The sequence below is a fragment of the Salinicola rhizosphaerae genome (assembly GCF_014652715.1).
GTDB lineage: Bacteria > Pseudomonadota > Gammaproteobacteria > Pseudomonadales > Halomonadaceae > Salinicola > Salinicola rhizosphaerae.
The window spans coordinates 106,325-128,151 of sequence record NZ_BMZI01000007.1; the positions used below are offsets into that span (position 1 = coordinate 106,325).

Consider the following 21,827-nt stretch of genomic DNA (forward strand, 5'->3'; position numbering starts at 1 on the left):
TGCCTCGAGATTCAAGGCATGTACGGCGGCGGATTCAGGTGTCAGAGCGGCCCTGATAAGTCGCGTAATTCTCGTACGCACGCTTGAGATGCCGATACATCGCATCACGGGCCGCATCCACGTTCGCCGAGACGATCGCCTGCAGGACTTCCGCATGCTCTCGGGCGACCCTTTCAAGATAGTAAGTTACCGCCGCGGCGTCGAGCTCTCCCGCGACCAGCTTGTTGCGCGGGATGGTGCCCTCGTTGAGCTGATCATACAGCGACACGAAGAACGGGTTGTGAGTCGCGGCGACAATCGCACGATGAAAGGCGTAGTCCTCGTGGCGAGCCTGGCCTCCACTGTCACAGGCCGCGAGGAAGTCTGCATGGGCGGCCTTGATCGCAGCCAGGTCGTCCGGATCACGACGCGAGGCCGCAAGCGCGGCGGCCTGTGAATCGAGCGTCATGCGAAGTTCGAGGATATGCAGAATGTCCTCGACCGTCGTGGCACTGATCTGGCGCACCGGGAACGGACGCTCGGGCGCGGCGCGCAGTACGCGAGTGCCGATCCCCCGACGCGTCTCGACCAGCCCCATCGACTTGAGATGTGCGATCGCCTCGCGCACGGCCGTTCGACTGACCCCGAACATATCGCAGAGCTGGCTCTCCGTGGGCAGTTTGTCGCCCACCTCGATACGCCCTTGCGTGATCAGCGACTCGAGCTGCTGCGCGATCTGACGAGACAGGCTCTCCTGTGTCGAAATTCGCTTTACCGTCCAGGGCTTGGTCTGTTCCATCGGATTGCCTACCTTGTCGAAATTCTTGTTCGAAGCCACCACCGGACTTGTGGTCATGGTGGCAGCCTCTTTCACGCGTCACGTTCCGCTCACGACACCCCGGGGATGTCAGACAACTAGACGAACAGCATACCAGCAAGGGCGACCCGGCGGCGCCTTCTCGGGACCACCCGGCACGCCGTCGATGGCGCTGGGCCGGGACAGCATTCTCGGTGAAGCCCGCGTGATCGTGACAGCCTCATGCTCATCGATCGTCCGGGTGGCCGAGCGTGACGAATTTCCCGCCCTGATAGATTACCGCCGGGTCATTCGGATCGAGGTCCCGATCATTGGCTTCGACCTTGGCGCGCCAGGCATCCGACGTCCGGGTCGGCCGCCAACCGAGGAAGTCCGCGTGGCGGTTATCCCACCACTGCTCGGCGTTGGCGGAAGCGCCGTAGATGACGGTATGGCCGAGCTTCGGCGCCTCGAAAGCGCGGGAGAGCAGATCGACGAAATCCTCCACCGCCAGCCAGGTCGCGAGCATGCGACGATCTTTCGGTTCGGGAAAGCAGGAGCCGATGCGTACGCTCAGGGTCTCGATACCGAACTTGTCGTGGTAGAGGCTGGCCAGATCCTCGCCGAAACATTTGGAGACGCCGTAAAGCGAGTCCGGCCGATGGGGCGTGACGCCATCGAGCTGGCGCGTGCGCGGATAGAAGCCGATCGTGTGATTGGAGCTCGCAAAGACGATACGAGGCTTGGCGTGCCGACGCGCGGCTTCGTAAAGATGGTAGACGCCGATGATATTGGCCTGGAGGATGCCCTCCCAGGGCTTCTCGACCGAGATTCCGCCCAGGTGAACGACGCCATCGCAATCGGCCACCAGCCGCCCGACCGCCTTGGCATCGGCGAGATCGCAGCTGACGATCTCTTCGTGATCCGCCGCATCGCCAAGCTCAACGATATCGGACAACCTGACCGTTCGGGCTAGCCGAGATAGATAGGGGCGGATCGCCTGGCCGACGCCGCCAGCGGCGCCGGTCACCAACAACCGATTCAACATATCGAGTCCTCCTTGAATGTACCAACCGACGGAATGTGAAGATCGATGGCTCCGACGTGATCAACCGCCGGCGCTCTGCAGCCACGCGGGCAGCGCCAACGACACCGCCGGTACATAAGTCACCAGCATCAGCACGGCAAACAGCGCCAGATAAAATGGCCAGATGGTCTTTACCGTCTGCTCGATCTTGATGCCGCCGATCGCGCTGCCCACGAACAGGCACCCGCCCACCGGCGGCGTGCAGAGCCCGACTCCTAGGTTCATCATCATCAGGATGCCGAACTGGATCGGGTCCATGCCGAACTGCTGGGCCACGGGCAGGAATATCGGCGTACAGATCAGGATCAGCGGCGCCATGTCCATGATCATGCCGAGTGCCAGCAGCAGCAGATTGAGCATCAACAGCACCACGATCGGATTGTCGGAGATCGAGGTCAGCGCGTTCACCAGCAGCTCCGGCACGTTGTAGAGCGCCAGCAGATAGGAGAATGCCGACGCGCAGCCGACCAGAATCATGACTAGCGCCGTCGTCTTCACGGCCTGATAAACCGCCTTCTTGAACGGCTCCCAGCGCAGCTCCCGATAGACGAGCGCGGTGACGACGATCGCGTAGATGGCCCCGAACGCCCCCGACTCGGTGACCGTGAGAATCCCCGAAAGCACGCCGCCGACGATGATGACCGCCGTCAGCAGACCCGGCAGCGACGCGACGAAACTCACCAGCAACGCCTGCCAGCCGGGAAACGGCTCGCTGCCGTAACCGCGTTTCACCGCGACCAGATACGCCGCGACCGCCAGCGCCAGACACATCAACACACCGGGCACGATACCGGCGACGAAAAGCTGCGTGACCGAAATCCCGCCGCCGGCCGCCACGGCGTAGAGAATCATGTTGTGACTCGGCGGGATGACCACGCCGGCAATCGACGAGGTGACCGTGACATTGACCGCATAGTCCGTGTCGTAGCCCTTCTCCTTCATGACGGGAATCAGGATCGAACCCAGCGCCGAAGTATCGGCAACCGCCGAACCCGAGATTCCGCCGAACAGCATCGACGATGTGACGTTGACCATACCGAGTCCACCCCGCATCCGCCCCACCGCCGCCGAGGCGAAGCGCACCAGCCGTCGGGAAATGCCGCCGTGAAGCATCAGCTCACCAGCAAAGATGAAAAACGGAATCGCCAGCAGCGAAAACACCGAGATGCCGGATACGATACGCTGGAATCCGACGAAGAGCGGCAGCCCCTCGTAGAGAAAGGTCACGATCGACGCCAGGCCGACCGCAAACGCGATCGGCGCCCCGACCACCAGGCCCAGAGCGAACACGCCGAAGAGAATCGCCAATCCCATGAGTCACTCCTCCTCTCGAGCCGGCACCAGAATTCGCGTCAGTGCATCGGCCAGGGTAAACAGCACCATCAGCACCCCGCAGATCACCAGCGGCGCCGCGCGCCAGCTCTCGGAGAGCCCAAGCATCGGGATCGGGCGACCGAGATTGTTCATCACCATCAGCCCGCCCTGCCATGCCATGAACGCACCGAACAGCAGAACGAACGCATCAGCGACCAGCTGCATGATGGCCCGCGGTAATGCGGGCGCGCCGTCACGGATAAAATCGATGCTCAGGTGCGAACGGAAACGAACACCCGCTGCGGCGCCCAGGCAAGTGATATAGACCACGATCAGCAGTGACGACTGCTCGATCCAGGTCGGCGTGTTGTTGAGTACATAGCGGCCGAAAACCAGCCAGCCGAACGACAGGATCAGAAAGACCAGCAGCACACCCGCGACGATCAGGCAGAGCCGCGCCAAGCCATCCAGCAATCGGTCATGCAATGCCGGCAACGCTTCACGAGACGCTTCGATATCCGTATTCAAGTCGACTCCCCTCTCGACAGACAGATTCCTCGACAGACAGATTCCTCGGCAGCCAAGCTTCAGACGATGTACGACTCGCATCATGGCGTCGCTGACAAGACCATTCGGTACCGGAGCTTCCGGGTACGGGCCCATCCCGGAGGCATGCAAAAAGGCGAGCATCCTCGGAAGGAGGAGCCCGCCCCGGCGACTACTGCGTGGCGCGAATGTCGTCGATCAGAGACTTCATGTCCGGATGGGACTCGATGAACGCCTGATAAATCGGCTCCATGCGCTTCTGAAATGCCGCTTTATCGTCAATCTCGTTAACCTTCACGCCGGCTGCCTCGACATCCTCGCGACTTTTCTCGACGCCTTCGGCCCATAATTTTCGCTGCTCGGTCGCAGCATTTTCAGCCGCCGTGCGCACGATCTTCTGCGTATCTTCGTCAAGCGCATTCCAGCTCGATGCGGCCACGCACAGACACTCCGGAATGATCAGGTGTTCGGTTTCCGAAAAATACTTGGCGACTTCATAGTGATTGCTGGAATCAAAGGAGGGGAAATTGTTCTCCGCACCGTCGATGACCCCGGTCTTGAGTGACTGGAATACCTCGCCGTAGGACATCGGCGTCGCATTACCGCCAAGGGCATCGACCATCTGGACGTAGAGATCGTTATTCATCACGCGCAGCTTCAGCCCCTTGAGATCGTCAGGCTTCTCGATGGGATGATCCGTGTTGTAGAAACTGCGTGCTCCGGAGCCGAACCAGGAGAGAACGATCAGATCCTTCTTGGCCAGCGCATCGGCAAACCGCTGACCGATATCGCCGTCCATGACGCGATACATCTGATCGACGCTGGTAAAAAGAAACGGCAACGAAAGAACATCCGTTTCCGGCACGATCGGGCCCATCGGCCCCATGTTGAAGTTTCCGAAATCCAGCGCGCCGCTGCGCGTCTGTTCGATCGCATCGGGTTGATCACCCAGCACTGCATTGTTGTAGACCTTGGGGTTGAGTTCACCGTCAGTCTTCTCGGAGACCTCGTCGGCAAAATCTTTCAGCGCGACCGAGTTGGGATATCCATCCGGATGGACGTTCCAGCCTCGCCAGTCTTCGGCTTGAGCGGGCAATGCCGCAGCAAGAAGGCTCCCTGCTGCCACTACGGCCGGCAACCAAGCGGGCAAAGCTTTCATCGTGATAGGTGCCATGTCGAACTCCCTCAATGCGCGCCCGTCAGGCCAATGTCAGCCAAGCGAGTGCGGTTATCGTTATCGGGATTCAGGCTGACATACATCATATTTCAGACAATATTAGACTTTGGAATCGCTTTGTCTGACTTAACAATATTTCGAACAAAGGCGATCATAAAATTCGTAAATTTCGAATTTAAAGGTTCTCAAAAACCTTTAAAAAACAATAGAATATATTAAATATTCGAATGGCAAGAAAAATACATGGGCTTTATTCGACAAAAACCGTTAGACAAAAGATCGCGACGAGCGCCCTCTATCTAGCCAATATCTCTTCACCAGGATGAAAACCGCCAGGCTAACGTGGGACAAAAATGGGTCGGTAGAGCTCTGTTCCGCCATCCTAGCGGTCAGGGAAACAGGGCTCACTACCGTTAAAAACGCGATACCCGCAGTCACCGGCGCGGCTGCCAGCGAATCTGCAGCCGCACCCTAACCTCTCCAAGAGTCCGTCAGACCGACAGCCTCAATCTCAGCGAACCAGCGCAGGGCGTTTAGGATCGAAGCTCCAGCCATCGATCAAGTACTGCATCGCCATGGCATCGTTTCGCTGCCGGACATCCAGCGTCTTGTAGAGCGAGTTGGCCTGCTCGACCTGGGCCATATCCAGCTTGATGCCCAGCCCCGGCGTTTTGGGAACCGACAGTTTGCCGCCATGAATCTCGAACGGCGCTTCTGTCAGCCGCTGGCCGTCCTGCCAGATCCAGTGCGTGTCTATCGCCGTGATATTGCCGGGGCAGGCCGCCGCCACGTGCGTCATCATCGCCAGCGAGACATCGAAATGGTTATTGGAGTGTGAACCCCAGGTCATGCCCCATTCGTCACACAGCTCACCGACCATCACCGCGCCCTGCATGGTCCAGAAATGGCAGTCGGCAAGCGGAATATCGACCGCATTGAGCGCAACCGCATACTGCAGCTGCTTGAAGTCGGTGGCGATCATGTTGGTGGCCGTGGGCAAGCCAGTCCGCTTCTTGAACTCCGCCATCACTTCGCGGCCCGACCAGCTCTCTTCCTGCCCGCAGGGGTCCTCGGCGTAGCTGAGAATGTCCTTGATCGGCTCGAGAATGCGAACCGCCTCATCCAGCTTCCACGCGCCGTTGGGATCGAGCGTCAAGCGCGCCTCCGGGAAGGCCTCGTGCAGCGCACGGATGCAGTCCGCCTCCTGTTCGCCGGGCAGTACACCACCCTTAAGCTTGAAATCCTTGAATCCGTAGCGCTCATAGGCAGCCTTGGCCAGCTCGGCAACGGCTTCCGGGGTCAACGCCTCGCGACGGCGCACCTCGTCCCAGGCATCCTTGGGGGCCTCTTTCGGGTATGGCAGGTCCGTCTTGTCCGGGTCGCCCAGCAGGAACAGATAACCCAGCGCCTCGACTTCATCGCGCTGGCGGCCGAAACGCCCCAGCAGATCCGCGACCGGCTGCCCCAGCGCCTGTCCGTAGAGATCGAACAGCGCGGATTCGATGGCCGTCACCACATGGACGGCGACACGCAGATCGAACGTCTGCCGGCCCCGCTCTTCACGGCCGTTTTTCGCCAGCAGCAGGCGGGAGTCGTTGAGAACCTGCTTCACCGTATTGACCGGCGCACCGACGATCAGGTCCCGGCACTGCTCGAGCCCTTTCATGATGCCGTCGCTGGTCGGGATCTCACCGACACCCTGGTTGCCGGCGTCATCCTCGAGTATCAATAGACAGCGAATGAACCACGGCGCATGACCGCCGCTGAGGTTGAGCAGAAAGCTGTCGTACCCCGCCACCGGCATGACGGTCATCTTGGTCACTTTGGGAAAACTCATGTCGCACTCCTCGGTATTTGATCGTTGCGGGAACGCTGAAGGAATCGGCGAGCAAGATGAAGCGCAAGGCGCCCGGCGCACAGGACCCGGAGCCTATGGGGTATAGGTGAGGAGTCCGCGCACCGGGCAACGCAGCGATTCACCTGCGCAGCCATTGATTCAGTGTTGCCTAGCCGCGCTTGCCGAATTCCGCGCTATCCACCGTCCACTGCCTGGCCTGCTCGGTCAGCGTGAAGCCGAGACCGGGGCGATCGGGAACCATCATGCGGCCGTCGCGCGTTTCGAGACTTTCGTTGAACAGCGGCTCGAGCCAGTCGAAATGCTCGACCCAAGGCTCGCTGGGATAAGCCGCCGCCAGATGCAGGTGGATCTCCATGGCAAAGTGCGGTGCCAGCTGCAGGCCTGCCGCATCGGCCAGCGTCGCCAGCTTGAGAAAAGGCGTGATGCCGCCGACACGCGGGGCATCCGGCTGAATGATGTCGGCACTGCGATGCTTGATCAGCTCCAGGTGCTCGCCGACGCTGGCCAGCATCTCGCCGGTCGCGATGGGCGTGTCCAGCGCACTGGCCAGCGCCGCGTGCCCTTCGACGTCATAAGCATCCAGCGGCTCCTCGATCCAGACCAGGTTGTACGGCTCCATCGCGCGACCGAAGCGCAGGGCGGTAGCGCGATCCCACTGTTGATTGGCGTCGATCATCAGCGGCACGTCATCGCCCAGGTGCTTGCGGACGGCTTCGACGCGCTGCAGATCGACCTTCATGTCGGGCTGACCGACCTTGATCTTGATGCCCTTGATGCCGTTCTCGAGCGAGCGGGTCGCGTTCTCCTTCACCTCTTCGATCGGCGTGTGCAAAAACCCGCCCGAGGTGTTGTAGCACTGCACCGAATCGCGATGCGCGCCCAGCAACTTGGCCAGTGGCAGCCCGGCTCGCTTGGCCTTGAGATCCCACAGCCCGACGTCCACCGCAGCGATCGTCTGCGTCGACAGCCCGCTACGCCCGACCGAAGCGCCCGCCCACACGAGTTTTTGCCACAGCTTGCCGGTATCACTGGGATCTTCCCCGATGATCGCCGGCGCGATCTCCTTGGCGTGCGCAAACTGACCGTATCCACCGGCGCGCTTCGAATAGCTGAAACCCAGTCCGGTGTGGCCATCTTTCGTCTCGATCTCGGTGAACAGGAACGAGACCTCTGTCATCGGCTTCTGGCGACCGGTGAGCACCTTGGCGTCGCTGATCGGCGTTGCCAAGGGCAACAGCACGTGGGAAAAGCGGATCCAGCTGATCGCATCGTTGTTCATCGGCCTACCTCGCTACAGTGTCTGACGAAAAGAGCGACGCCGGCTTCCCGCTGAGGCTCGAATGATTGCGCTATCATTGCGGAAAGGAGACGCCTCGGTTCGAAAGCGATAGTAGCGCAGCGCATTTGTATGACAAAGCGAAACCCGGCCGTTTACGACCAAAGCACTACGAGACGCGAGCTACGAGATGCGAGATGCGAGATGCGAGATGCGAGATGCGAGAGTCAGAATATCTGTCGGTCGGGAGGTTCGAACCCCTTGTCTTAAAACTCGAAAGACGAATTTCAGCGTTCAGGTCGTGCCGCGATCGACGATCTCGAAACCGAGGTCGAGCGTCTGCTCGACGCGTTGGAAGTGAGGTTGCGCCATACGCGCGAGAAGATGCTCGGCGGCTCGTCGTCCCAGGGTGGCACCGTCGATTCGCACCGTGCTGAGCGCAGGAAATGTCGCCTTCGCATAGCTACTGTCACCGAAACCCATGATCGCGAGCGCGCCAGGAACGTCGACGCCGCGACTCTGTGCTTCGGCCAGTACCCCCATGGCAAGAATATCGGAGCTGCAGACGATGGCATCCACCGCTTCGTTATCCAGCAACTCGGCACTCTTTTCACGTCCCCACGGCATGCTGGAGGGCGTGCCGACTTCACGTACCGTCATGCTCGCGTCAGGCGTGGCATGCAACACGGCGGCTAGCCCCGCGACCCGACGGCGGGCCCGCGAATCATCCGCGGAAATCACGCCGATCCGTCGGCGTCCGAGCTCCACGAGATGTCGTCCCACAGCCTCCCCTACCGCTTCGTGAGAAAACCCGACAAGCATATCCAACGGTTCGTCGGTCATATCCCATATCTCGACCAGCGGCACCTCCGCGGCCAGTAGCCGGCGGCGCGCCAGCTCGGAGTGCCGACAGCCGGTGAGGACGATACCGTCCGGCCGTCGACTGAGCACGGTCTCGAGAATTTTCTCCTCCTGCTCGGGGGTGTAGCCGACCAGCCCCAGCATGACCTGATAGCCCTGTGGCGCCAGTGCCGCCATGATCGTCTGTGTCACCTCGGCGAACAGCGAGTGAGCCACGGTCGGTACCAGCAGTGCCACCAGGCGACTGCGGCTCGAGGCGAGCGCCCCCGCGACCCGGTTGGGCACGTAGCCGGTTTCCAGCACGGCCCGCTGGACCTTCAGGCGCGTCGCCTCGCTGACCAGCTCCGGACGGTTGAGCGCGCGCGACACCGTCATCGGCGCCACACCCGCTACCCGCGCCACATCCGTGAGCCGCGCGCTACCGGTCGAGCGAGAGGAGCGAAGAGCGGGCGGGGAGAAATCGTCGTCGGACACGGTCGTCGTTCACTGATGCGGCGGTGCAATGAACGCCGCCAACCTGGCGCAGCCCGCCGCCCAGACATCACCCTCGAGCAAGGCGATGCCTGCGGTGGGAAACGCGACACCGTGACTGGCAGGGCCTTCGATCAAGCGCCCAGCGAGCAGGCCGACCAGCGGCATATGGCTGACGATGATCAACGGCGTCGAGGGCGCGTGTCCGGTCAGGCGTTCGATCAGTGAATCGACATCGTCGTCCGGTGTCACGCCGTCGACGGTCTCGCACTCCAGCCCGGTCGCCTGGCTCACTGCACTAGCGGTTTGCCGGGCCCGCGCGAACGGGCTAGACCATAGCTGCGCCTTGGCCAGTTCGGGGCACGCCGCCAGCCATGCGCCGGCGCTCGCTGCCTCGACTTCTCCCCGACGCGTCAGTCGGCGCTCGGCGTCCGGGTGCCCCATGGCGGCCTCGCCATGCCTCACGATAGCGAGATAGCCCATCATTCGGCGTCCGGCGCCAGATGATGCGCGAGCGACACCGCCTCGCGAGAGAGCATGAATTCCACGTCACTGCTCTGCTCGCTCTCCATCAGCGATTTCGCCATGTCCCGCGCCGGCACGCCGTCGAACATGACGTGATAGAGCCCTTGCGCCAGCGGCATGTAGATATCTTCGGCACGGGCCTTCTCGCAGACCAGCTTGACCGTGTTGACGCCCTCGGCCACCTGCCCAAGTGCCTCGATCGCGCCCTCCAGATCGTGCCCCTCGCCCAGCGCGAAACCGACCCGATAGTTGCGTGACAGCTTCGAGGAGCAGGTCACGATCAAATCGCCGACGCCGGAGAGCCCGAGAAAAGTCATCGGATTGGCACCAAGGGCGACGGCGAATCGGCTCATTTCGGCCAGCGCGCGCGTCATCAGCATCGCCTTGGTGTTCTCGCCCATACCGAGCGCGGCCGCCATGCCCGAGGCGATGGCGTAGATATTCTTCAGCGAGCCGCCGAGCTCCGCGCCGTAGCGATCATTGCCGGCGTAAACGCGGAAGTAGCTGCAGCCGAGCGCCGCCTGAACGTAGGCGCGCGTGACCGGATCGTCACTCGCGATCACCGTGGCGGTGAGCTGTTTCTGCGCGATTTCCGCCGCCAGGTTGGGACCTGAGAGCACGCCGATATGCGGCGAGCCGGTCTCCTCCTCGATCAGCTGGCTCATCAGCTTGAAGCCATCGGCCTGGATACCCTTCGTCGTGGTTACCAGTATCTGCTCCGGCTTCAGGTGCTCGCGAGCCTGACGCAGGACGGCGCGGAACGCCTTGGAAGGAATGGCAATGAACACCACCGCGGCCTCGGCCACGGTCCATGCGAGATCGGTCGAGGCGACGACGTTCCCGTTGATCGGATAGTCGGGCAGGTAGCGCCCGTTGCGATGCTCTTGATTGATCTGTTCGACCAGTGTCTCGTCGCGCAGCCACTGGCGAACCTCGGCGCCGTTGTCCGCGGCGATACTGGCGATCGCGGTACCGAAACTGCCGCCACCCAGAACGGCGACCTGCATACATTCGTCTGACCCGGCTTTCTCTGACATTGTCGTTCCATTGACGATGAGCGATGACCACAGTGTAACGAAAAACGCCCCGCAACTGGCGTCAGTCGCGGGGCGAAATCACGGGGCGATCGGAGAACCGGCCCAAGCGCCGGCGCTCAGTCGATCATCGGCACCAGCGCATCGATACTGGCCCGCGCGTCGCCGTAGAGCATGCGCGTGTTCTCCTTGAAGAACAGCGGGTTCTCGATACCGGAATAGCCGGTGCCCTGGCCTCGTTTGCAGACGAAGACCTGCTTGGCCTCCCACACCTTGAGGACCGGCATACCGGCAATCGGGCTGCCCGGATCTTCCTGCGCCGCCGGGTTGACGATGTCGTTGGAGCCGATGACGATGACCACGTCTGTCTCGGCGAAATCGTCGTTGATCTCGTCCATCTCCATGACGATATCGTAAGGCACTCGCGCTTCCGCCAGCAGCACGTTCATGTGCCCCGGCAGTCGGCCAGCGACGGGGTGAATGCCGAAGCGCACGTTCTTGCCCGCCGAGCGCAGCTTGCGCACGAGATCGCTGACCGCGTTCTGCGCCTGCGCGACCGCCATGCCGTAGCCCGGCACGATGATGACGTTTTCGGCGTCGTTCAACGCGCTGGCCACGCCGCCGGTATCGATCGCGACCTGTTCGCCCTCGATCTCGGCCGCCTCGCTCTGCGTGGTGCCAAAGCCTCCTAGAATCACGCTGACAAAGTTGCGATTCATCGCCTTGCACATGATGTAGGAGAGGATCGCGCCCGAGGAGCCGACCAGCGCTCCGGTGACGATCAGCAGATCATTGGAGAGCGTGAAGCCGATCGCCGCCGCCGCCCAGCCCGAATAACTGTTGAGCATCGAGACGACGACCGGCATATCGGCACCGCCGATGCCCATGATCAGATGCCAGCCGATGAAGAACGCCAGTGCCGCAATCAAGAACAGGGTCCAGAAACCGGCGCCGTTGAAATAGGCAATGGCAAGAATCAACGCCAGCAGCGCCGCCCCGCCGTTGAGCCAGTGTCCCCCGGCCAGCTTGTGCGGCTTGCCACCGATCTTGCCGGCCAGCTTGCCGAAAGCGACGACCGAACCGGTGAACGTTACCGCGCCGATGAAGAGGCCGAGCACGACCTCTACCTGCAGAAACGTGAGTTCTGCCGGGGTCTTGTGGGCCAGCGTCGTCGCGAATGCGGAGAGCCCATCGAACGAGACACCAGTCGCCTTGATCGCGGCAACGCGGGTGCGCTCCATGTCGGCATTCCAGCCGATGAAGACCGCGGCCAGACCGACGAAGCTGTGTAGCGCCGCCACCAGCTGCGGCATTTCGGTCATCTCGACCTTACGCGCCAGCCAGACGCCGACGGCCGCGCCGATCAGCGCCATCGGGATCAGCCAGCCGAAGCCGCCGATGCGCGGGCCAAGCGCCGTCGACAGTATGGCGACCGCCATGCCGACGATGCCATACCAGACGGCGCGCTTGGCCTTTTCCTGGTTGCTCAGGCCGCCGAGCGACAGGATGAACAGTACACTCGCCGCGATCGCCGCGGCGGAAACGAATTCCTGTGACAACATCATTTCTCTCCGCGGATCAGGATTTCTGGAACATGGCAAGCATGCGGCGCGTCACGAGGAAGCCGCCGACGATGTTGATCGAGGCGATCAACACCGAGAGGCCGGCCAGCAGCCCGACGATCCAGCTGCCTGAACCGATCTGCAGCACGGCGCCAAGGATAACGATGCCGGAGATGGCATTCGTCACCGCCATCAGCGGTGTATGCAGCGAGTGACTGACGTTCCAGATCACCTGAAAACCGACGAAACAGGAGAGCGCGAAAACGATGAAGTGCTGCATGAACGAGGCCGGTGCCACCAAGCCCAAGAGCCACATCACCACGCCACCGGCGACGAGCATGCCGACCTGCGTGCGTGTCTGCTTGACGAAAGCGGCATGCTCGGCGGCACGCTTCTCCTCCGGCGTCGGCTCTTTCGGCTTCGCCTTGGGCTGGCTCGCCCCGATCGCCTTCACCTTCGGCGGCGGTGGCGGGAACGTGATTTCGCCTGCATGCGTTGCCGTGGCGCCACGGATCACGTCGTCCTCCATGTCATGGACGATGACACCATCCTTCTCCGGCGTCAGATCGGTCAGCATGTGGCGAATGTTGGTGGCGTAGAGCAGCGAGGCCTGGGTCGCCATGCGCGAAGGGAAATCGGTGTAGCCGACCACGATGACGCCGTTATCGCTGACGATACGCTCATCCGGCACGGTAAGATCGCAGTTGCCGCCCTTCTCGGCGGCGAGATCGACGATGACCGAGCCCGGCTTCATCAGCGCGACCATGTCCTCGAACCACAGCTTGGGTGCCGGGCGCCCGGGGATCAGCGCCGTGGTGATGACGATATCGACTTCCGGCGCCTGCTCCCGGAACAGCGCCAGCTGCTTCTCGCGGAATTCAGGACTGGAAGGCGCCGCGTAACCGCCGCTACCGGCACCGTCCTGGCTCTCCTCGAAGTCGAGAAACAGAAATTCCGCGCCCATCGATTCGATCTGCTCGGCGACCTCCGGACGCACGTCGAAGGCGCGCACCACCGCTCCCAGGCTGGTGGCCGTGCCGATCGCCGCCAGACCGGCGACGCCGGCGCCGACGATCAGCACTTTGGCCGGGGGCACCTTGCCCGCCGCCGTCACCTGGCCGGTGAAGAAGCGGCCGAACTGATTGCCGGCTTCGATCACGGCACGATAGCCGGCAATGTTGGCGGTGCTGGAGAGCGCGTCCATCTTCTGGGCGCGCGAGATGCGCGGCACCATATCCATGGCGATCACCGTCGCGCCCTGCTGACGGCAGCGCTCCAGTCGCTCCTCGTTCTGGGCCGGCCAGAAGAAGCTGATCAACGTCTGCCCTTCCCGCAGGTGCCCGATCTCCGCATCCGCCGGCTCGCGCACCTTGATCACGGTATCGGCGTTTTGCCAGAGTGCCGCGGCGCTGTCGACCACGTCGACCCCGACATCGCGGTAGGCCGCGTCACTGAACCCGGCACCGAGCCCGGCACCGCTTTCGATCAGGCACTCGTGTCCCAGTTTCTGGATCTGCTGGGCGCTTTCCGGCGTCAGCGCGACCCGCGCCTCGCCCTTCGCCAGCTCCTTCGGCGCACCGATCTTCATCGAGACACCTCGCTGGCAGCGGCAGAACGTGCTGTTCGGCCGGATGACGACAGTCGGTCGGTCATGCGTGGAAACTCCTTCTCTGCACGCTCACCTCCGGGCCAAGCCCGGCAGTGGCCAAGCCGAGCCTGATGCCGGCGACAGTTGCCATCGGCAGGTTCTCGGGGCAGGCGGCGTTTTCAATGGCGCAAATCAATGCGGTGGGTGAAGGCAGTGTTCCGGAAAGCGGCAGGCGGGATCAAGACGTTGGTCGAAAAACCAACCCGGTCAATATTTTATGGTTGGCATAATGCAAAGCTTATGCTCTAAAAGCGTGGTAAGCATTTGTTATATAATAAAAATATTGGACATCGACGATGGCTTATCATGACCATAACCGATGCCTTATCGGACACTTTTCGGGACGACTCGCCCCTAGATGAGCGAAGCGAGCCCAAAACGGTCAGGAAGAGCAGGAGAGACAGACCGGCGGCGCGCTGGCCGCTGGCGCCTCGGCCCACGCGTCCATGCCATCTCGCCGTTCGAACGGTGAGGAGAGCAGCTCACGAAACGTCCGCAGCGGTCCGGCATCGCCATCCTCTGCCGCCTCGATCACCTGCTGGGCCAGATGCGTTCGCAGCACATAGACCGGGTTGACGCGGCGCATGGCGGCCAACCGCTCGGCTTCGCCCCGGCTCTCACGTGACAGGCGTTCGCGGTAGCGCGCCAGCCAGTCACCAAGCGCCGCATCCGGGATCTCCGCTTCCAATGACAAACCGCCCTGAATGTCGGTCTCGCTCAAGGCTCGGAAGCTGCGATGGAAGTCAGCGCTGGCGCGCTCCATCAGTGTCAGCCAGTCATCGATCAGTTCGCCGTCGTCTTCCTGTTCGGACTCGAGCCCGAGACGGGCACGCATCAGAATTGCGTAGGCTGCCTGCAGTGTCGGCTCGTAGGTATCCAGAATCTCCCGCAGCCGCTCGACGCCGATCAGCGGCGTCAGCGATTGCCCCAGTACGGTGAGGTTCCACAGGGCCACACCAGGCTGCTGATCGAAGGCATAGCGCCCGGTGGTATCGGTGTGATTGGGGGTAAGCCTGGAATCGAAGCGATCCATGAAGGCGTAGGGGCCGTAATCCAGCGTCAGGCCGAGAATCGACATGTTATCGGTGTTCATCACGGCGTGAACGAAACCGTAAGCCTGCCAGCGGGCGATCAGTTCGGCGGTCCGTGTCACCACGTCCTGATACAGCGCCTCCAGCGGCGCTTCGGTCTGAGCCAGATCGGGGCGATGGCGATCGATGACGTGGTGCATCAAGCGCTCGAGATCCTCGACTCGCTGCTGTTGATAGAGCCACTCGAAATGACCGAAGCGCACGTGACTCTCGGCCAGACGCAACAGCGTGGCACCGGGCTCGACGCGTTCGCGCATGACCCGCTCATCGTTGACGGCAACCGCCAGCGCCAGCGTGGTCGGAATCCGCAGACCCGCCATGGCCTCGCCGGCCAGATACTCGCGAAGGGAAGAGCGCAGCACCGCCTGACCGTCGCCGAAGCGCGAATATGGCGTCTGCCCCGCCCCCTTCAGATGCAGGTCCACCGGCCCCTGAGGCGTCACCGCCTCGCCAAGCAGCAATCCCCGGCCATCGCCCAGAGCCGGATTGTAGGTGCCGAACTGATGCCCCGTATACTTCTGCGCCAGCGGATCCATACCCGGCAGCAGGCGCTCGCCGCTCATGACCCCTGTCAGCGTTTTTGCGTCGAGCGTCTCGGCATCGAGCCCTAGGCGTCTTGCTGCCAGCGGGCTGACGTCAAGGAGCCGCGTTCCCCTCCGCGGCGTGGGCGCGACGCGGGTGAAGAAATCGGCGGGGAATCGGGACCAGACGTTGTCGAAGACGAGGCCGCTGAGTGAAGCGCCGTCGACGGCATCATCGGGTGTCGGTGGTTCGAGCGTGGCATCGGGTCTCATGGCGCGCTCCTCGCTGGGGTTCGAAGTCTCCCAGTGTAACGCACTCTTGTTGATCAGGAAGTCAGCCAGGCCACGACTTAGGCTATGTCTGAAAAGTACTGCACTTGCCCATTCAGCGTTTAAGCCCATCGACTCCCTGCGACAGCTGCGCGCCGGGATACCAGCGTCATGCGGCCCGATCAGGCGGGACTGCCAGCGAGCCACTCCTCGTCGCCGCCGTGGCTGCGGATCAGATCACCATTGGTCTGCAGAAGCGACAGGAGCTGACGCTGATAGCCAGGCGACGTCGAATAATTGTGCAGCGTGTCGATCAGCGTTTCGGCCGTGATCGTCTTGCCGCGCATGGCGAGCGCGGAGCGCTGGTGACGCAGCTGAGCATAGGCACGATGCGTATTGAGATTGTGCAGGTAGGCAGCAACACCATCACGCACGCTGTCGAAGGTCTGGAATCGACGAGACGTGCCCTGCTGGCCGATGCCGCAGCCGCTGCTGAAGCAACGCATGCCGAAGAGATTGTTGCTCTCGCGGGCAATCCGCGACGTGCCCCAGCCCGACTCCTCGACGGCCTGGATCACGACCATCTCCAGCGGCACGGTATTGACGCGCGCCATCAGCTCGTCGCTGACGGAACCGCCGTCACATGGAACAGCGTAATCCTCGCAAAGCGAGGCCAGGCGTGACTTCTCGTCGGCGCGTAGCGGGTTGATGCGGGTCTTGATGCCGAACAGCCAGTTGCGATCGCTCTGGATGCGGGCGTTCTCGGCCTGAACCAGCGGCACCAGCATTTCGAGAAACGCCGTCTTTCGTTCCGGCCCGGCGGCCACTTCACGAAGATCGGGCAGCTCGGTCACCGGGTCGAGTGCCGGCGGATGGACATCGCCGTCAAGGGTTGGTGCCGTTTCGGATATCGGTTCGGCTTGAACCAATATCGGGAAAGACGCGCTGCCCAGGACCAGGCTGAAACCGGCTGCCACTGCCAGTGCCCGAACGCATCGGTGGCGCCGGGATCTGACGGTCAGCGGTCGTTGACCGGGCTGAATCTTGGAGAATAAGGAAGGCGACATAACGCTCCCTCGTTGACAGGAAGGCGGCAGGTTAACAACAAAAGGCTGCAAAGTTGAGGAAAAAACGTGCAAGAAAGGCATGATAAAAATGATGACGGCCGGCTGAATCAGCCGGCCGTCGTTGAGGCACTTGGCGCTCACGTCAGTGCATTCAAGCACTTAGCAGCGCGTTGAGACGTTTGACGTAAGCCGCCGGATCATCGAGATGGCCACCTTCGGCGATGACCGCCTGATCGAGCAGAATCCGCGCCAGATCGCCGAAATGGCCGCCGTCCGTGCCTTCCAGGCGCGCAACCAGAGCATGCTCCGGATTGAGTTCGAGGATCGGCTTGACCTCCGGCACAGCCTGACCGGCAGCCTCCATCAGACGACGCATCTGGAAGCCCATTTCGTGCTCCGGCAGTACCACACAGGCCGGAGAGTCGGTGAGACGATGGGTGACACGTACTTCCTGGACGTCGTCGCCGAGCGCTTCCTTGACACGCTTGACCAGATCCTCCTTCGCCTTCGCGGTCTCTTCCTGCGCCTTCTTCTCTTCCTCGTCGGCCATGCCATCGAGATCGAGATCGCCCTTGGCGATATCCGCCATTGCCTTGCCGTCGAATTCGGTGAGATGGCTCATCAGCCACTCATCGATACGATCGCTCAGCAGCAGGACCTCGATACCCTTCTTGCGGAAGATCTCGAGGTGCGGGCTGTGGCGCGCCGCATTGAAGCTGTCGGCGACGATGTAATAGATCTTCTGCTGCCCTTCCTTCATCCGCTCGACGTAATCCGCCAGCGACTGGTCCTGCGTGGTGCTGTCGGTGTGAGTCGTGGAGAAGCGCAGCAGCCCGGCGATCTTGTCGCGGTTGGCATAGTCTTCCGCCGGTCCTTCCTTGAGCACGTCGCCGAAGGTATTCCAGAACGTCTGGTAGGCCTCGGCATCCTTGGCGAGCTTCTTGAGCATATCCAGCGCGCGCTTGGTCAGCGCCGACTTCATCGAGTCGACCTGCGGCGACTTCTGCAGCAGTTCGCGAGAGACGTTGAGCGGCAGATCCTTGGAGTCGAGCACGCCCTTGACGAAACGCAGGTAGAGCGGCAGGAACGCTTCGGCGTCGTCCATGATGAAGACGCGCTGCACGTAGAGCTTCAGACCGCGCACGCCATCACGCTGGTAAAGATCGAACGGCGCCCGTTCCGGCACGTAAAGCAGGCTGGTGTATTCGAGCTTGCCCTCGACCTTGTTGTGGCTCCAGGTGAGCGGATCGCTGAAATCATGGGCGATGTGCTTGTAGAAGGCCTTGTACTCGTCGTCTTCGATCTCGGCCTTCGGTCTGACCCACAGCGCGGTCGCCTCGTTCACCGTCTCCCAGCCCACGGTTTCGCTGCCTTCGATATCGTTGCCCTCTTCATCCTGGGCTTTCTCGACCTTGGGCATGCGCACCGGGACGTCGATGTGGTCGGAGTACTTGCGCACCAGGTTCTTGAGCCGGAAATCATCGGCGAACTCCTGCGCATCTTCCTTGAGCTGCAGCACGATTTCGGTACCCCGTGCCGGCCGATCGATATCGGCGATGGTAAACTCACCCTCGCCCTTCGAACGCCACTCGACGCCCTGGTCGCTATCCGCGCGGCGCGTGCGCACGATCATCTCGTCGGCGACGATGAAGCCGGAATAGAAGCCAACGCCGAACTGGCCGATCAGCTTGGCGTCCTTCTGCTTCTCGCCGGAGAGCTGCTTCAGGAAGTCCGCCGTGCCGCTCTTGGCGATGGTACCCAGATTCTTGATCACTTCGTCGCGGCTCATGCCGATGCCGTTGTCGCGAACGGTGACGGTGCCCGCTTCGGCGTCATGCTCGATCTCGATACGCAGCTCCGCATCGCCGGCGTAGAGCGCGTCATTGTCGAGCGCCTCGTAACGCAGCTTGTCACAGGCGTCGGCGGCATTGGAGATCAGCTCGCGAAGAAATATCTCTCGATTGGAGTAGAGAGAATGAATCATCAGGTGTAGCAGTTGCTTGACCTCGGTCTGAAAGCCGAGTGTTTCTTCCTGAGTCGCAGTGGTCATGGACGAGCCTCTGTCACTAAAGCCGTGGGTAACGAATAGATATCAACGGAAATCGAATATGGGGTTGCACCCGCCGATTTCAAACCGGGGCGGGCAGCCCGTGAAAAAACTCAGTCGGTCGGCGCCCCGTCCTCTTCCCAGCCCCGCCAGCGTCGGTAGTCTGCCAACGAGCGGTCGACCCGCGTCAGCAGCCAGCCGACGATGACCACGTCGTCCGCCAGGCCCAGCACGGCGATGAAGTCCGGAATGAGGTCCAGCGGCGACACCAGGTAGACGACTGCCAGTGCCATCCAGCCGAATGCGGCCCAGGGGACCGGACGATATCGGCCTTTCACTACGTCGAGACACATCGGTCCGAAAACGCGGAAGGCGCGGGCGATCCGCGCCAGGGCGCCGCCGCGCTGCTTGAGACGCGAGAACCGCGCCAACCAATGCCATGGTGCCATGCTCAACCTCCTCGTGATGCCGTCCGGTTTCGCCTTGGCGGCGCGACGACGTCATCGTTAAATGGTCACGAAGCGGTTAGGATTCAATGATCCAGATCTGCTGCCCCTACTCAAAACCTTCGGCATCGGCCACCATGACGCCACTGCCGAGCGATGACGGGCACCGTCATCACGAGATCGAGACGAGAGGACGAGATAGCGTGCCAATGCCTGCATTTTTCATCCGCCGACGCTGCTTGAACTGGTGTCTGGCTGCCCTGGTCGGCTGGAGTGTTTGTGCGTCGGCGCAGACCGCGTCGACGGTGATGACGGAAAACGACCTGGCCATGAAGCAGGCGCTGGATGCCGCGAGAGATCGGCGTTGGGACGATATCGACCAGTCGGCGGTGCAAAACCACGTGCTCGCCGGCTACGTCGAATATCATCGTCTCAAGTCGCGCCTGCCGAGCGCCAGCGCGGCCGAGGTCAATGACTTCATCACGCGCTACGGCGACTCGCCGCTCGCCGACTGGATGCGCGGCGTCGCGCAGACGACGTTCGGTCGCCTGGGCCGCTTCGACGACCTGCTGGCGATCAGCGACGGCGAACCCTCCAGCACCATCCGGCAGTGCTACTACTACACCGCCATGCTGGACCGGAACCCGGCTGCCGCGGCCAAGGGTGGCGAGGCACTGTGGCACGTCGGCAGTTCTCAGCCCAGCGAGTGCAATACGCTGTTCGAAACACTCGCGGCGCGCGGCGTCCTCACCGACGAGGATACCTGGGAGCGCATGATGCTGGCCTGGGAAAACGGCCAGAGCGGTCTGGTGACCTATCTCGAGCGCGGCCTGGATGACAGCTGGCAGCGCGCGATCGACAGCTTCGACACCGTGCGCGGCAACTATGCCGCCGTGACACAGGTGCCGCTCGATCTCGGGCCCGACGGCGCGGCGAGCGCGGCACTGATCACGGCCGCCATGCACGGACTCACGCGCGCCGATACGGAAGCGTCGCTCGAAGCGTGGCGCAAGATCGGCGCCCATGTCGACCTGGACGCCGACCAGCGTCAGAAGGTCGAGCACGACCTCGCCTTCTACTCGATGGTCCGTGATGTCGACAACAATCAGGGCTGGGTCGATTCCAACCTGCCGCGCCTGGCCGATGCCGACCTGATCGAGCTGCGCATCCGTCATGCCGTCACGGCCGGCAACTGGCCGAACGTGGAGCGATGGGTGCAGGCCCTGCCGCCCGACGTTCGCGCCGAGGCGCACTGGCAGTACTGGCTGGGTCGCGCCAGCGAGCAGACCGGTAATCAAACGCAGGCTCGGCAGGCCTACCAGCTGGCCGCCAAGGACCGAAGCTTCTTCGGCTTCGCCGCCGCCGACCGCCTGGGGCAGCCCTACCAACTGCAGATGGCCAAAACCGACGTCACGCCGCTTCAGCAGGAGCTGACGGCGATGCTGCCAGTCGTGCAACGGACCGAGGCGCTGATGCGCATCGGCGAGGACGGGCTGGCACGCAGCGAGTGGTATACCGCTGCGGCGCGAGACACGCCGGACCAGGCCGCGGCACTCGCCGACTACGCGATTCGTCAGGGCTGGTATGGCATGGCGATTCAGACCACGATCGCCGCCAAGCAGTGGGACGCCCTGCCGTGGCGCTTTCCGCCGGCCTATCGGGCATCGTTTCTGAAGTGGGGCGAGACCAACCAGGTCGACCCGTATCTGCTGATGGGCATCGCGCGTCGCGAGAGCGCCTTCAACCCGCGCGCCATATCGCCGGTCGGCGCACGCGGACTGATGCAGCTGATGCCGGGCACCGCCGACCACGTTGCCAGCGGCCTCGGCATCAGCGCGCCTTCGACCGCTGCGCTGTTCGAACCGCAGGTCAATATTCGCCTGGGCAGCACCTACATCCATTCGATGCTGGAGCGCTATCGCGGCAATCGCATCGCGGCAACGGCAGCCTACAATGCCGGCCCTCAGCGCGTGGACCGCTGGTTGACGAGCGCCCCGCCCGAGTTCGATCGCTTCGTGGAAAGCATCCCGTTCCGGGAGACCCGCGACTACGTGCAGGCGGTGCTGGCCTATCGCGTCATCTTCGAAAGCCTGGCCAAGCAGGGCAACACTCAAGGTGTCGCGATGCTGAGCCCGTCGGAGCGGGAAGGCCAGTACGACCCGACGCTGATCGCGCGAAACTGACCCTGGCCCGCGCCGGTTGCCGGCGAGCGACCGTCGGCCCAGCCCAAGCGTCGAAACGACAACGCACC

Annotated in this window: 17 protein-coding genes; 1 reads left to right on the plus strand and 16 read right to left on the minus strand. The window is 62.5% G+C overall.

What is annotated here, in order from left to right; all coding sequences use genetic code 11:
- Positions 1–34 precede the first annotated feature (34 nt).
- From IE125_RS15585 to IE125_RS15660, 16 genes are all read right to left on the minus strand, one after another.
- Positions 35–835 (minus strand): FadR/GntR family transcriptional regulator, encoded by an 801-nt coding sequence (locus IE125_RS15585; protein ID WP_229809157.1) that lies wholly within the window; start codon positions 833–835, stop codon positions 35–37.
- 187 nt (positions 836–1,022) lie between these two features.
- Positions 1,023–1,823: an NAD-dependent epimerase/dehydratase family protein gene (locus tag IE125_RS15590; RefSeq protein WP_189445603.1), complete on the minus strand. Its 801-nt coding sequence runs from the start codon at positions 1,821–1,823 to the stop codon at positions 1,023–1,025.
- A 60-nt stretch (positions 1,824–1,883) separates the two neighbouring features.
- On the minus strand, positions 1,884–3,176 hold the full coding sequence (locus IE125_RS15595; protein WP_189445604.1) for a TRAP transporter large permease: 1,293 nt from the start codon (positions 3,174–3,176) through the stop codon (positions 1,884–1,886).
- 3 nt (positions 3,177–3,179) lie between these two features.
- On the minus strand, positions 3,180–3,704 hold the full coding sequence (locus tag IE125_RS15600; protein ID WP_229809158.1) for a TRAP transporter small permease: 525 nt from the start codon (positions 3,702–3,704) through the stop codon (positions 3,180–3,182).
- Positions 3,705–3,894: 190 nt separating this feature from the next.
- The gene (locus IE125_RS15605) at positions 3,895–4,881 is read right to left on the minus strand and encodes a TRAP transporter substrate-binding protein (RefSeq protein ID WP_189445809.1); all 987 of its coding nucleotides are present in this window, start codon (positions 4,879–4,881) and stop codon (positions 3,895–3,897) included.
- Between the two features lie 529 nt (positions 4,882–5,410).
- Positions 5,411–6,736 (minus strand): enolase C-terminal domain-like protein, encoded by a 1,326-nt coding sequence (locus IE125_RS15610; protein ID WP_189445606.1) that lies wholly within the window; start codon positions 6,734–6,736, stop codon positions 5,411–5,413.
- Positions 6,737–6,905: 169 nt separating this feature from the next.
- A complete protein-coding gene (locus IE125_RS15615) occupies positions 6,906–8,036 on the minus strand; it encodes an L-talarate/galactarate dehydratase (protein ID WP_189445607.1) in 1,131 nt (376 codons plus the stop codon).
- Between the two features lie 291 nt (positions 8,037–8,327).
- Positions 8,328–9,368 (minus strand): LacI family DNA-binding transcriptional regulator, encoded by a 1,041-nt coding sequence (locus tag IE125_RS15620; RefSeq protein ID WP_229809159.1) that lies wholly within the window; start codon positions 9,366–9,368, stop codon positions 8,328–8,330.
- 9 nt (positions 9,369–9,377) lie between these two features.
- On the minus strand, positions 9,378–9,848 hold the full coding sequence (sixA, locus tag IE125_RS15625; RefSeq protein ID WP_189445608.1) for a phosphohistidine phosphatase SixA: 471 nt from the start codon (positions 9,846–9,848) through the stop codon (positions 9,378–9,380).
- Entirely contained in the window at positions 9,848–10,927 is a 1,080-nt protein-coding gene (locus IE125_RS15630) for an NAD(P)H-dependent glycerol-3-phosphate dehydrogenase (protein ID WP_229809160.1), read from the minus strand. Before IE125_RS15630 ends, sixA begins: the two co-directional genes overlap by 1 nt.
- Before the next feature lie 116 nt (positions 10,928–11,043).
- A complete protein-coding gene (locus IE125_RS15635; protein ID WP_189445610.1) occupies positions 11,044–12,486 on the minus strand; it encodes an NAD(P)(+) transhydrogenase (Re/Si-specific) subunit beta in 1,443 nt (480 codons plus the stop codon).
- Positions 12,487–12,502: 16 nt separating this feature from the next.
- Positions 12,503–14,074 carry a Re/Si-specific NAD(P)(+) transhydrogenase subunit alpha gene (locus IE125_RS15640; RefSeq protein ID WP_189445611.1) on the minus strand — a complete coding sequence of 524 codons (1,572 nt, stop codon included), beginning with the start codon at positions 14,072–14,074 and terminating at the stop codon, positions 12,503–12,505.
- 442 nt (positions 14,075–14,516) lie between these two features.
- The gene (locus IE125_RS15645; protein WP_189445612.1) at positions 14,517–16,019 is read right to left on the minus strand and encodes a protein adenylyltransferase SelO; all 1,503 of its coding nucleotides are present in this window, start codon (positions 16,017–16,019) and stop codon (positions 14,517–14,519) included.
- Positions 16,020–16,198: 179 nt separating this feature from the next.
- Positions 16,199–17,083 (minus strand): glucosaminidase domain-containing protein, encoded by an 885-nt coding sequence (locus IE125_RS15650; protein WP_189445613.1) that lies wholly within the window; start codon positions 17,081–17,083, stop codon positions 16,199–16,201.
- Between the two features lie 151 nt (positions 17,084–17,234).
- Complete coding sequence (htpG, locus tag IE125_RS15655) at positions 17,235–19,133, minus strand: molecular chaperone HtpG (RefSeq protein WP_189445614.1); 1,899 nt, start codon at positions 19,131–19,133, stop codon at positions 17,235–17,237.
- 110 nt (positions 19,134–19,243) lie between these two features.
- Positions 19,244–19,579 carry a YkvA family protein gene (locus IE125_RS15660; protein WP_189445615.1) on the minus strand — a complete coding sequence of 112 codons (336 nt, stop codon included), beginning with the start codon at positions 19,577–19,579 and terminating at the stop codon, positions 19,244–19,246.
- Positions 19,580–19,785: 206 nt separating this feature from the next.
- Here IE125_RS15660 and IE125_RS15665 point away from each other — a divergent pair, with 206 nt between their 5' ends.
- Positions 19,786–21,759 carry a transglycosylase SLT domain-containing protein gene (locus IE125_RS15665; protein ID WP_229809161.1) on the plus strand — a complete coding sequence of 658 codons (1,974 nt, stop codon included), beginning with the start codon at positions 19,786–19,788 and terminating at the stop codon, positions 21,757–21,759.
- The last annotated feature ends 68 nt before the right edge of the window (positions 21,760–21,827 follow it).